Here is a 12,864-nt window from a genome sequence, read left to right on the forward strand (position 1 = left end):
CTCTGTCCCCTCTCTTGCCTGCCTGTTATGCGTTATTTACTTTGGTAGCCGTCTGGATGCTTCTGAAACCAATCCCACGCACTTTGAATGATGGTGTGAAGGTCAGCATATTGAGGTGTCCACCCTAATTCTTGCAGCGCTTTTTCAGAAGAAGCAATCAGCTTTGCTGGATCTCCCGCGCGTCTGTCAGCGACCTGTGCTGGGATCGCATGCCCCGTAACGTTTCTAACAGCATCTACTACCTGCTTCACGGAGAAACCAGTGCCATTCCCTAAGTTGTATGTTGCACTTCCTTTTCCAGCACGCAGACGATCAACAGCTAAGATGTGCGCGTCTACTAAATCCATGACATGAATGTAATCCCTAATACACGTGCCATCCTCTGTCTCATAATCATCACCGTAAATCATGATCTGATCTCGTTTTCCTAAAGCCACTTGCAGAATAATCGGAATGAGATGTGTCTCAGGCTGATGATCCTCTCCGACAAGTCCTTCTGTATGAGCGCCAGCTACATTAAAGTAGCGAAGCACAACGTATTTCATTCCATATGCCTGCTCAGACCACTTCAGCATTTTTTCAATCGCTAGTTTCGTTTCTCCATAAGGATTGGTTGGATTCGTCTCATCCGTTTCAACGATCGGCACTCGCTTTGGTTCACCATATGTGGCAGCGGTTGAAGAGAAAACGATGTGTTTCACATCAAATTCATTCATCACCTGAAGTAAGGCTATTGCTCCTCCAACGTTGTTGTCATAGTACTTTAGCGGGTCTGTTACACTCTCGCCGACAAGTGAATCTGCGGCAAAGTGCATCACCGCTTCTATTTGATGCGTTTTGAAAACCTGTCTTAAAAAATCTTGATCTCGTAAATCTCCCTCTTCTAAAACAGCTCCCTCCAAAACGGCTTCTTTGTGCCCTGTCTGCAAATTATCCACTACCACCACTTGTTCACCTTTCGCTAAAAGAGCCGCTACCGCATGGCTGCCAATGTACCCTGCTCCCCCGCACACTAAAATTGTCATTACACTTCCTCCTTCGTGAGTTCTCTTGCGCCGCCTCCAATTCCAGCTGTGTAAAAAGAGGCTTGAATGCCCGTCTTCTCTTGATAAATCGATCCCGTTTCTTTTATAAATGATGCCAGCTGCTTTTCTTTCACAATATTGATCGTGCAGCCGCCAAAACCCGCGCCCGTCATACGAGAGCCTATCGTTCCAGGATGGAGCCAAGCGGCTTCTGCCAGTGTATCTAGTTCAAATCCAGTCACTTCATAATCATTCTTTAAAGAGAGATGAGAAGCCTTCATGAGCGCACCTATTTCTTCCATTTTATCATCTTTCAGAAATTTGACTGCTTTTATGGTCCGCTCGTTTTCTGTCACCACGTGTCTTGCACGTTTGCGGCATGTTTCATCCTGAATCAAATGGGCATGTTCGGCAAATTCATCTGCCGTGAGCTCACATAAGTGGGCAAGGCCGATTTCTTCTCGTAAATCGTTTAAAGCTGATTGACACTCTGACCGGCGTTCATTGTATTTGGAGTCTGCCAGTGTCCGCTTTTTGTTTGTATTGGCAATGACAAGCGCCAGTCCCTCTTGCCGAAACGGACTGTATTGAAAATCAAGGGTATCGCAATTGAGCAAAATGGCGTGATCTTCTTTTCCAAGAGCAATTGAAAACTGATCCATGATGCCGCAATTGACGCCAATAAATTCATTTTCTGCACGCTGCGAAAGGAGGGCAAGACGGGCATTTGAAACGCCGAATGAATGCCATTCATTGATGCAGACGGCGGTGACAAGCTCGATGGAGGCAGAGGAAGACAGGCCTGCGCCATTGGGAATATTGCCGCCGTATACAATGTCAAAGCCTTCTTCTATCTTCATCCCTGCTTCAATAAACTGATGGAACACGCCCTTCGGATAATTCGCCCAGCCATCCGACTCTAAGTAAGCGATTTCAAAAAGGTCGAATTCTTTCACACCATCGCCATCAAAGTTCAAGGAATACATTCTCACGCGGCCATCTGACCGCTTTGCACATGCTGCATATGTACCGAGAGTGAGCGCACAAGGGAATACATGACCTCCATTGTAATCTGTATGTTCACCAATCAAGTTCACTCTTCCCGGGGCAAAAAAATAGCGAAGTTCTTCTTCTTTATCCCCAAATTGCTGGTGAAATGCCGTGCGTAACATATCGATCATATCCATTCCCCTTTTCTCATCTGATACTCTTATTTTAGTTGCCTGAACTGCGTAAGTTCAATGGTAAAAAAATCGTTAAAAAATACCCTTTTTTTGCTGTGAATGGTACGATGTGATATGAGGTGTAACATGATTCAAAATAGAAAAAGGTTGTTTTTTGCTGTGAAGGAGGTTTTCCAATTTGAAGAAGGAAGCATTTGCATTTCGTTTTCACCATTCTGATGTTACATTGCCGGCACAAATATGGTCTGTTGGCTGGGAGGTTCAATCATCTTCGTTATACAGCTGGAATGGCGTGGAGCGGAAGGATCAGGGCAAGTGCATCTTTCAGCTCACACTGTCTGGACACGGCATGATTGAAATCGGACAAAAGCGGTTCAAAGTCTTGCCAGGGCAGGCCTTTCTTGTGAAAAGTCCAAGTGCCTATCAATATTATTTTCCAGAGGACAGTGAGCATTGGGAATTTCTCTATTTGACGCTTTATGGGGAAGCCTGTGATCTTTGCTTTGACCAATTTATAGATCAAGGAAAGCAGGTCATGCGTTTTCATCCTCATTCCAAACCGATCCGCCTGCTGAAGAAAATTTATGATGAAGCCAGTGAAAGACGGATTACCAATCCATTTGAGGGGTCTAGCCTTGCTTATCAATTTGTCATGGAACTGTATTCATATTTGCCAAAGCTTGAGGGACAAATGGAGAAATGGCCTGAGCCCATCGTCCAAGCGGCCTTGTTTGCCAGCCATCATTTTCACGAGGAAATTGGCCCAGACGATATGGCAGCTGCGGCACGTTTATCCAAAAGTCATTTTACGAGAGAATTCAAAAAGGCCACTGGCTTCACACCTATTCACTACTTAACCAATATCCGGTTAGAGAAGGCGGAAACATTATTAAAAACAACGAAATACTCAATTGAAGAAATCGCCATACAGTGCGGCTACCGAAATGCGAATTACTTGAATAAAGTCTTTCGAAAGAAAATCGGCATGTCTCCAAAGCAACTGCGGGAAACAAGCGATGCATAATAAAAAGCAGCCGCTTCATCATTGGCTGCTTCTTTTACGATTTTGACAGATCAACATGAATTCTTCCTTGTTTTAAAACAATCGTCATTTGCGTATCAGGGGTCATTAAGTTTTCTAAAATGTCCGTTGCCGTTTGAAGCGCAATGTCCATTCGGTTGATCTTTTCCTTTTCTTGTTCCGAAAACGCTTCTGGATGTGCGGTCATTTCTTTGACTAGCCTCAGCACTTGTTCATGCTGCTTTTCTGTTTGTTGATATATGGCATCATATAAGTCGTCTGGCCTGCTGCTCATTTCACATCACCTATCTTTTTTATGTGTTAAATCGCATCTTCTTTTGTTTTCTTGAAGACGAACCACTTACTGGCGACATAATTGACCACCACAATCACAAAGTTGACGAGAATTTTTGCGACGGTTTCATTGAGCGCCATTTGGCTCACAAATAAAATCATCAGCCCCAGATCTACACCTAGAGACATGAGACGGACACTAAAAAATGAAGAAAGCTCACGCATGAGGCTTTTTGTGTCACGAGCCTTTTGCTTGAAGACATACTTCTTATTGGTGATATAAGCAAAGAGAACAGCAAATACCCATGAAACAACCGTAGCTGTTTTGTAATCCATGGAAAACATCTCAACGAATAAATAGAAGCTGACGATATTGACAATGGTTGTACACACACCCATCACAAGATACATGACAACTTCTTGATACTTTTGAAAAAGGCTATACATGTCTTTCTTCATTCCTTCTTGGTGGTTTCTGTTTCTTTTAGAATACCATCTTGAGAAGAACTTCCCAAACGAACAATATGTATGTCCGGAAAAGATGAAATTTGTTCTACTCGATGGCAAATGTCAACGCAATCGGTTTATATGAGTCAAATGTTTTAGGTCTTTATCATTATTTTAATTTATAATCTTTCAACTGACTTTACAATTGTTTATTATTAGAAGTAAGATTTCAATATTTATGGGTTTTTTAGTCATTTTTTTAGGGACGTGGTAGTGATAGATTTTACAAAATAGGTTAAATGTCATCATTTTTCGACAAAATTTATTTTGCGCTGTTTTCAACCACACGTACAGTTACTAGACGGTTTGTTCAAGTCATTGGTTGCAGTGAATATGTCTTATTGAACTGGAGGATATTATGGATACGCAAGTGAAAAGAAGAGTTGACGAAGAGTGGGTTTATTTGATTCAGGAAGCGAAAAAAATTGGACTAGGCATCGAAGAAATACAAGCTTTTTTAACATCCAACGGTGATCAGAAGATGATAAACAAACCGTAAATCAACGCCGTTATCCTTTGTCTTTCAGACTGCTTTGGCTATAAGTTCTGACCTGTCAATTGACCTTTTGAAAATCCTTTCATGACGATACGCTACAATAATTGAACACCTCTCCATACCAATCCCTTCCACTCAATGGGGTTCTGTCTTTCTATATTAGGAGGACAGTCCGTTTCCTGTTCTTTATATGATCCCTTTTTAGCCGCCATTCATGAAAATTGTCCTTCTCTCGTTATAAAACCAAGCTGTCCACCCATATATTAAGCATGAAAACAACGAGAAAGCAGAAAGGTGGGTAGAGCGTGAGTTCAGATTCCCTTTCGTATTATCACCAAAAAAAGGATCAGTATTATCATGGGGTAAACCCTGTCATCGTCAGCCGTATCCGCGCGGAATGGACGTCTTTGTTGGATATCGGATGCGGCACAGGCAAGCTTGGAAAAGTCCTGAAACAAAAGGGCCGGACCATTTATGGCATTGAGTCATTTGAAGATGCAGCAAAAGAGGCTAAGCAAGAGCTGGATCATGTTCTCTGCGGAAATATTGAACAGCTGGCTCTCCCTTATCAACATGAACAATTTGACTGCATGATTTTCGGAGACGTCCTCGAGCATTTATTGGACCCTTGGGCCGTTTTAAAAAAGGTGAAACCCTTCCTTAAAAAAGAGGGTGCCATCCTGTCATCTATTCCAAATATCGGCCACATTTCAACGGTTTTAGAATTACTAGCCGGCAGATTTACTTATACAGATGCAGGGTTAATGGATCAAACACATTTACGTTTCTTCACCCTTCACGAAATACATGCACTCTTTCATTCAGCGGGTTTTCGCATTCGCGAATTCGAGGCCATTCGCGTACAGCATCCTTCCTATGCAAGCGTGTTGAATGATCTACATGAATTACTCATGAAACACGGCATTCGTTCTGATTTCCACGAGGCAGCTACAGCCTATCAATATGTGGTCGAGGCGGTTCCATTTCATGAGTAATCCGACGATTCTGTTTGTTTTATGTGTGAATGATGAATCGATGTTTCAAGCTTGCTTCCGGCAGCTCGCTTCACTTCCGGCCCCTCATGGATACCATGTGGAGGTCTTACCCATCAGACAGGCATCAAGTATGACCTCTGCATACAATGAAGCCATCACTCATCCAGCTCAGTTTAAAATTTATCTTCATCAGGATACCTTGATTGTCAAACAGCATATGCTGCTTGAGCTCATCCCGCTTTTTTTACAAAATCCATCACTTGGCATGGTTGGCGTGATTGGAGCAGAATGCGTGCCTGACAATGGAATTTGGTGGGAGAGTTCTGATTGCAGGGGAAAAGTCATTGAATATCGTCACGACACCTATCAGCTGCTTTCGTTTGAAAGAGGCCGTCAGCAGCCCGAAGCGCAAGATTATATCAAAGCTGCGGCCATTGATGGTCTTTTCATGGCGACGCAGTATGATGTGAAGTGGCGTGAGGATCTCTTTGATGGCTTTCATTTTTATGATGTTTCGCAGTCCTTTGAATTCACTCAGAAGGGCTATGAGGTTGGGATTGTGAGGCAAGAAGAGCCTTGGTGCATTCATAAATGCGGAGATCATTTTGATGCGGAAGCGTATGAAAAAGCGAGACAAACATTTCTTGCAAATTATCGATAGAAAGCACCCTTTTCGGGTGCCCAGAATGTAGAGAAACTCATGTTTTTCTACATTCTTTTTTATTTTCCACGTCATGATGTTAGGTGAGAATGGGTCTTTTGGTGCTTTTAAGATCTTGTGCAGCTTTCAAGAAAAGGACACGGAGCACATGCTTTCGGATCTGATTTGTAGAACCGATAACCTTTCCGAGAAAATAAAGCTGTCGAGATTTTCTCGACAGCCTGACAGACCCTAAAGATCTGTTTGATTCATCAAGTAGATAATCTAGAATCACGTGTTCCAAAACGAATATCCGGATTTACACTAGAACGGGTTCCATTCCTCACAGCAAAATCGTTATCATGTTGAGATAAAGTTATAAGAGGGAAATCTTGAGTAGTAACGCTACTGCCTGTAGCATTTCTTACTGTCAGATCAGTTGATTCTGGAGAAGTAGCATTTCTTGAATTCACATCAAAATCGACAGATGATAATGAGATCACACCTAGCAATGCTGAAGCACTCAAAAAACCAGTAAGAACCGTTTTAAAATTCATATGAACAGTCGCCCCTTTGGATTTGTTTTCGGGCGTACATCACTTTTTCGTACATTTTTACAGATTCATCCATACGCCCATTCTCATTATAGTACCGAGCCGCTTCGAGCGCTAGGTCTTCTATGTATGGATAACCCCTCTCGTTCTCTAATTTTTCCAACGAGCTCAAGACCTCACTTAGGTTTGCTGTTTTTAAAAATAAATTTTCCAATACCATCAGCAACGATAAAAACAGATCATTTTTTCTATTCTTCGCTTCTTCCAAGCCTCTTTTGAAAAATCTTTCTCCCTCAATAAATTCCTTTTGACTCAAATGAAATAACGATAATTCATAATAAACCAAAAGCAACTCTGTAGCATGGATAGGCTCTCCTTCAAGAATAACCTGATTAAAATAAGCTAGTGCCCTATTAAAATCACCTAATCCTTTATAACAACAACCAATATTAAATAATGACTTCACAATCATTGGCTTATTAGAAATTGCCTTAGATCTTTCTAAAGCTGACAATAAATGAGGAAGCGCCTTTTCTCTGCATTCAAAATCAATGAAATTACCTGCCATAACAGTTAGACAATTAATTTCTCGAATCATATAAAGTGAATTGCTCTTATGTGCCTTATAGGTATCATAAGAAAGACCAACGTAATACATAGACACGTGTGTCTGTTTCATGTGATAAAACACTTCTGATAATTTGTAGTAAAATTCCGCTCTTTCTAACTCATCCCCTACTTGCTCCAGGCGCTTTTCCGCGCGCTTATAGAACACAATAGCTCTAATAAACTCACCATTTTTGAATTCATACATTCCTTGAAAAAAATTAAAATAGTATTCAAGAATGGCTGACATCTTCTTTCCTTGTCCTTCTACAGCTTTCAAGTAATCAGATTTTTCAAGTGGTTCTTTAGAAGGCTGCACATAGTCTGTCATCAATTGGTGACGGAACTCCATCAGCTGAAAATAAAGAACCGCCTGTTCATCTTCTTCCATGACATCTATATCTTTTCTAATCTCTTCCCTTAGCATCTGGGCCTCTTTAACATTGAATCTTTTTATATGCTTATACCATTCATTTATCTTGATCGCTACAACTGGAGACGGTATAGACGCCATCTACAATCCCCCCTAGAAAACCAATTTTTAATAAATGTTAGCACAATAATTCCTAATAAAATCCTATTTTTCCATTCATATGTAAAGTTTTCGGCATGACGCAAACACTTTGTAAGCAAGTAGGACACAAGACATATCAATCTTTAAATGCTATCGCAGCAGTTAACGCATTTAAATCCCATATAAGCGTTCTTGAAGCATCACACTATGGAAATACCCGAGCATAAATAAAGGTGCTTAGAAACGAATATGAACGCTCTTGGTGGTTTGAAATAGGCGCTATGTTTTTTAAGAAACAAAAAAACAGGCTCTTTAGCCTGTTCTTTATTATCCAGTGATGACCATATTGATGAATGGGACACTCAGTAAAAAGAAAACAACGGCAAAAACAACTTTTTAACCCATCTCTTTTTCTTTATTATTCTTACGTTTTATCATATAAACAGCAAAATAAGAGGCACCAATTAACATCATCAATACTGGTATTACAGTCATCATAAATTCTCCTCCCAAATAAAAGAACCTATATTGCGGTCACCGCAACCCAAAAAGAAACTTTCCATCACATTACCAATTATCAAGAAATAGATGGTAGCATGAAAATATATCAAAGAAAGTGAGTGATTCTTATAAGTCCATGACTCCTATGCCTCATTATGCAACCATTTTTTTGACTCTCTTATGATTCCCCAAAATAGGAATCTGTATAGAATTACAATCAAGAAAAAAGTATAAACAAACTCAAAGGGAGAGAATGGTTCATAATCAATTATGTATGCATTAATAAACACTATTATCAAAGAAAACAATTCCATCAAAGAATCTATAAATCTGTTTTCTTTGAACACGTCCCTTGTCTTTTTGAAATTAAAGATGTCTTTAATTTCCCCGCTGGAAAGTCCTTTGATCAAACCTAGACCTATAAAATACACCCCAAAAGAAAACTCATAGGACAAATTAAAAATGTGTGTGATTACACAATAAATCAAAGTGAATAAGAATAAATACATTTTATTACTCTCCTTAACCTCTAAGTATTCCACCCCAATAGAAGGAAATATCATGTATGCGTTACCCCAAAAAACAAATAGGAGTGGTACGTATGTTTAAAAAATTTCTAGTAATGTTATGTGTGCTTACTATTACATTTGGTTTCTCTTCTCCAATGATTAGTCATGCCAGTCAAGGTAATAATGAGACCCCTCCAGTCAGTGTAGATAAAAAACAATTGGAATTAGCAGAGAAACTATCTAATTACTTCGAATTAGATAAGGATGGAAATACTCATTTTACAGCTGATAAAGAAACCCTTATGGAAATGGGAATTTCAGAACACGACAGTCAACTAATGACTTCTATGAAATCAGAAGAATTTAGCTTTGAAGAGAATGAGAAAAAAGGTGACATGCAGGCTTATGGTTTTGTAGGTCTACACCTCAAATTAGGACCGAAAGTTAGAAGCATGAACGCCATAGTAGCAGGTGGATTTGCAGCCGGATATATCGGTTGGTACACAAGCAAAATTGCTGCTGCTGGACCATGGGGTGCCGGAGCCGCCGCGGCTATTACTGCTGGAACTTCTGGTGCGGTTGCATGGGCAGTTAAAAACAAATATAAGAAAGTTGATGTAGGCGTAAATATTATGTTTGTCGACTTAGCATATACTGTAAAAATACCTTAAAAATTACTGTTAAGCAACAATAAATAAAAAAAGCAGGCTCCAGTAAGAGCCTGCTTACTTTTAATATAAGACTTCAACACAAAATTTTTGAAATTCCTGAAAATATTTTGGTTCTGCATTAATAGTGGTAAGCGTATAGAAAGTGTTGCAGCGTGCAGACGATCGGTAAGCCCTCTCATTCTTCTCCTCGTAAAACAACCCTTTTTACATAAAAAAAGAAGCCATTTACGGCTTCTTGTGTTGAATTCCACTTTTCCATTATTTTATATCCGAAATCTATAAGGCACAGTTGAAAACCTCTCTGGAATGAATTTTTATCATCTTTATCTAACATACCATCCTTGTATGTTTCAATTAAGTTTTCAGCACGCGCCCTGTTCAATCGGCGTGTACCGGCACTAATTTATATTCCATAATACGATTTTCTCCTTGATCCTCGACTTCAAAACACCCTTTTTATAAAGCTATTTCAATTGTTCAACAAGTATTGTGCCAACGTCTTTCGAGACATATACCTCTAAATTTTCTCCAGGTGTCAGGTCGTTCATTTTTAATTGTTTCACACTGATCTAAAACAGTATCATATATTTTTTCTACTCGATCTTTGCTTCAAGTCTTCAACTCACGCATAATAAATTCAAACTCAATTTCAGTTATAGAAAAGTCCTCATAGCAGCAGTTATAACACCCCTTTTGACATGGAGGAATATTACCTGTTGATTTTTGATAATCTTCTATTTTTCGTTCGTACTTTCTGTATGTCTGGATAAGCCGAGCAGCTCTTGATTCAGGATGAATGTCACTATGACACTTTTTATATTTCTTCCCGCTACCACAGAAACACAGGTCATTTCTTGATATTGTCTTAACCATTGCCTTCCCCCTACAACAACAGGGTCAACCCATTAATTACCTAAACAATTTTATCATATATTACCAAAAAATGCCGTCTTGCATCTACAAGACGGTCAGTCACCTTTCTAGATTTCACTCTTCCAAAGATGCTATTTCGTCTAATAGAATTTTTGCCCCTTCTCGACTTAACACAATACCTCAAGATAAAGTCATGTTTTGATCAGGCTCAGCACCCTTTTCGGGTGCCTTTTTTATGATATACTGTCATAAACAGCCAGATCGTCTCATATGCATTGGAGTACCTTGTCCCTAATTCGTACAAAGGAGGAAACAATGGCAGACAAAAAAGTTCATTATAAGAAGGTTGCCGCTTCAGAGGATTTTCGAAAACTTCTTGAGGAAAAACGCAGATTTATCGTACCGATGACGATTTTCTTTTTTCTCTTTTACTTTTCACTTCCGGTTGCTACATCCTACTTCACCTTTTTGAACACGCCGGCAATTGGCGCGATCTCATGGGCTTGGTTATTCGCCCTCACACAATTTGTCATGACCTGGGTTTTATGTGGACTTTATGCGAAAAAAGCAGCTAAGTTCGACAATTATGTAAGCGCTTTAAAAAATGAATCAAGAGGTGATGACGAATGAGCATGACCGCTTTTATTTTGTTCGTAGCGATCGTAGGACTCACATTGGTCATCACATATTTTGCTGCGAAAAAAACAAGCAATGCGAGTGATTTTTACACAGCAGGCGGAGGTCTGACTGGGTTTCAAAACGGCCTTGCCATTGCTGGAGACTATATGTCTGCTGCATCATTTTTAGGGATTGCTGGCATGATCGCGTTAAACGGGTTTGACGGCTTTTTCTATAGCATTGGTTTTCTAGTAGCGTACCTTGTCGTTCTTTACGTTGTGGCTGAACCGCTTCGAAATCTAGGGAAATATACGATGGCCGATATGATCGCTGCACGATTTAAGCGCCCTGCCATTCGAGGGGTTGCCGCCTTTAATACCATTACAGTCTCTACTTTTTATATGATTGCACAGCTTGTTGGGGCAGGTGCATTAATCAAACTGCTTCTTGGCATTGATTACTGGATTGCGGTACTGATCGTGGGTGTCCTGATGACCATTTATGTCGTGTTTGGCGGCATGATTGCGACCAGCTGGGTACAGATCACAAAGGCTGTGCTTCTCATGCTTGGGACGTTAATTATTTCTCTGCTTGTGTTTGCAAAGTTTGATTTTAGTCTGCTGAAGATGTTTGAACAGATGAAAACAGCGACCCCGCTCGGTGGGGCATTTCTTCACCCGGGAAATAAATATGATGTGCCTTTAGAAACCTTGTCTCTTAACCTCGCCTTAGTGCTTGGGACAGCCGGTTTGCCACATATTTTGATCCGTTTTTATACAGTAAAGGATGCGATTTCTGCGCGAAAATCGGTTCTTTCAGCTACTTGGATCATCGGGATTTTTTATTTAATGACGGTTTTCCTTGGCTTCGGTGCGGCTGCCTTTGTGGGAACAGAAGCGATCACGGCAGCAGATGCAGCAGGAAATATGGCCGCTCCACTGCTCGCTCAAGCTCTTGGAGGAGATTTGTTATTTGCCTTTGTTTCCGCTATTGCCTTTGCGACTATTTTGGCGGTGGTAACGGGTCTCGTCCTATCCGCCGCGTCTGCCTTTGCGCATGATTTTTATAGTCAGATTATCCGCAAAGGAAAAGCGAGTGAACGGGAGCAGGTGAAGGCGGCACGCTTTGCTTCCATCGGCGTGGCGATCCTCTCTATCATTCTTGCATTATTTGCCCAGTCCTTAAACGTCGCTTTTCTTGTGTCTCTTGCCTTCGCAGTGGCAGCAAGTGCGAATTTACCTTTGATTATCTTCACTGTTTTTTGGAAACGATTTAACTCTACAGGTGCCATCGCAGGAAGCTTAACAGGCCTTCTGAGCGCACTGGTCATCGTCTCGCTCAGCCCAAGCGTCTGGGACCCGTCAGGAGCAGCCATCTTCACAGGAGAGCCGCTCATCCCGCTGTCGAACCCTGGGATTATCTCGATTCCACTCGGATTTCTTGCCGCTTACTTAGGCACGATATTCTCGTCTGAAAAGGCAGATGAAGACACCTTTACGGAAATTCAAGTAAAGGCACATACAGGCATGCATATGGATACTGATTCATAAGGAAAAGCCGGCTGCTCAGCCGGCTTTTCTTGTGTTCTTCTATTCAATCTCAGTAAGGTATAAATTGGCTTTTTAACTTATTTTTATACTTCTCTAATCTGGCAACCCTTCTAAACGTGATTAGAGAGCAGCATGTAATGAGGATTAACAGAATTTCATGAACTTCCCCTCTGTTATCAACCACACTCTTCATTCCTATTCCTCCCCGTAATGAATCTATTTATAGTGATGTATTCTCTGCAAGATGTCATTCCTATGTTATCATGTTATACACATACTGGAAATTATTTAAAACGACACGAAAGA

The 12,864-nt window shown here is 40.6% G+C and carries 14 protein-coding genes; 7 read left to right on the forward strand and 7 right to left on the reverse strand.

Annotated features, from left to right (window positions below; genetic code table 11):
• Window positions 1–32: 32 nt before the first annotated feature.
• Entirely contained in the window at window positions 33–1,025 is a 993-nt protein-coding gene (galE, locus tag MHB66_RS17760) for a UDP-glucose 4-epimerase GalE (RefSeq protein WP_041115409.1), read from the reverse strand.
• Window positions 1,025–2,212, reverse strand: a complete 1,188-nt coding sequence (locus MHB66_RS17765; RefSeq protein ID WP_080943475.1) for a galactokinase — start codon at window positions 2,210–2,212, stop codon at window positions 1,025–1,027. The genes galE and MHB66_RS17765 overlap by 1 nt, the downstream gene beginning before the upstream one ends.
• A 175-nt stretch (window positions 2,213–2,387) precedes the next feature.
• Here MHB66_RS17765 and MHB66_RS17770 point away from each other — a divergent pair, with 175 nt between their 5' ends.
• Window positions 2,388–3,233, forward strand: coding sequence for an AraC family transcriptional regulator (locus MHB66_RS17770; protein ID WP_024423841.1), 846 nt, complete (start codon window positions 2,388–2,390; stop codon window positions 3,231–3,233).
• A 34-nt stretch (window positions 3,234–3,267) separates the two neighbouring features.
• Here MHB66_RS17770 and MHB66_RS17775 read toward each other — a convergent pair whose 3' ends face one another.
• The gene (locus tag MHB66_RS17775) at window positions 3,268–3,525 is read right to left on the reverse strand and encodes a hypothetical protein (RefSeq protein WP_034281308.1); all 258 of its coding nucleotides are present in this window, start codon (window positions 3,523–3,525) and stop codon (window positions 3,268–3,270) included.
• A gap of 26 nt (window positions 3,526–3,551) precedes the next feature.
• Window positions 3,552–3,935: a GtrA family protein gene (locus tag MHB66_RS17780; RefSeq protein WP_012011676.1), complete on the reverse strand. Its 384-nt coding sequence runs from the start codon at window positions 3,933–3,935 to the stop codon at window positions 3,552–3,554.
• A gap of 454 nt (window positions 3,936–4,389) precedes the next feature.
• On the opposite strand from MHB66_RS17780, the gene MHB66_RS17785 reads away from it, so the two are divergent.
• From MHB66_RS17785 to MHB66_RS17795, 3 genes are all read left to right on the forward strand, one after another.
• Window positions 4,390–4,530 (forward strand): anti-repressor SinI family protein, encoded by a 141-nt coding sequence (locus tag MHB66_RS17785; RefSeq protein WP_008345506.1) that lies wholly within the window; start codon window positions 4,390–4,392, stop codon window positions 4,528–4,530.
• Between the two features lie 302 nt (window positions 4,531–4,832).
• Window positions 4,833–5,522, forward strand: a complete 690-nt coding sequence (locus tag MHB66_RS17790) for a class I SAM-dependent methyltransferase (protein ID WP_046312826.1) — start codon at window positions 4,833–4,835, stop codon at window positions 5,520–5,522.
• Window positions 5,515–6,183, forward strand: coding sequence for a glycosyltransferase family protein (locus MHB66_RS17795; protein ID WP_046312824.1), 669 nt, complete (start codon window positions 5,515–5,517; stop codon window positions 6,181–6,183). The genes MHB66_RS17790 and MHB66_RS17795 overlap by 8 nt, the downstream gene beginning before the upstream one ends.
• Window positions 6,184–6,434: 251 nt before the next feature.
• Here the strand turns inward: MHB66_RS17795 and MHB66_RS17800 are convergent, their stop codons facing one another.
• Window positions 6,435–6,719: a hypothetical protein gene (locus MHB66_RS17800; protein WP_041115399.1), complete on the reverse strand. Its 285-nt coding sequence runs from the start codon at window positions 6,717–6,719 to the stop codon at window positions 6,435–6,437.
• Entirely contained in the window at window positions 6,709–7,836 is a 1,128-nt protein-coding gene (locus MHB66_RS17805) for a Rap family tetratricopeptide repeat protein (protein ID WP_034281312.1), read from the reverse strand. Before MHB66_RS17805 ends, MHB66_RS17800 begins: the two co-directional genes overlap by 11 nt.
• Window positions 7,837–8,938: 1,102 nt before the next feature.
• Here MHB66_RS17805 and MHB66_RS17810 point away from each other — a divergent pair.
• A complete protein-coding gene (locus MHB66_RS17810) occupies window positions 8,939–9,517 on the forward strand; it encodes a hypothetical protein (RefSeq protein ID WP_131631247.1) in 579 nt (192 codons plus the stop codon).
• 609 nt (window positions 9,518–10,126) lie between these two features.
• On the opposite strand, the gene MHB66_RS17815 is transcribed toward MHB66_RS17810, so the two are convergent.
• Complete coding sequence (locus tag MHB66_RS17815) at window positions 10,127–10,390, reverse strand: SEC-C metal-binding domain-containing protein (RefSeq protein WP_052712405.1); 264 nt, start codon at window positions 10,388–10,390, stop codon at window positions 10,127–10,129.
• Between the two features lie 315 nt (window positions 10,391–10,705).
• Here MHB66_RS17815 and MHB66_RS17820 point away from each other — a divergent pair, with 315 nt between their 5' ends.
• Both MHB66_RS17820 and MHB66_RS17825 read left to right on the forward strand, forming a co-directional pair.
• Window positions 10,706–11,020, forward strand: coding sequence for a DUF485 domain-containing protein (locus MHB66_RS17820; RefSeq protein ID WP_034281315.1), 315 nt, complete (start codon window positions 10,706–10,708; stop codon window positions 11,018–11,020).
• A complete protein-coding gene (locus MHB66_RS17825; protein WP_046312821.1) occupies window positions 11,017–12,558 on the forward strand; it encodes a cation acetate symporter in 1,542 nt (513 codons plus the stop codon). Before MHB66_RS17820 ends, MHB66_RS17825 begins: the two co-directional genes overlap by 4 nt.
• The last annotated feature ends 306 nt before the right edge of the window (window positions 12,559–12,864 follow it).

The sequence above is a fragment of the Bacillus sp. FSL L8-0167 genome, from assembly GCF_038630295.1.
GTDB lineage: Bacteria > Bacillota > Bacilli > Bacillales > Bacillaceae > Bacillus > Bacillus safensis.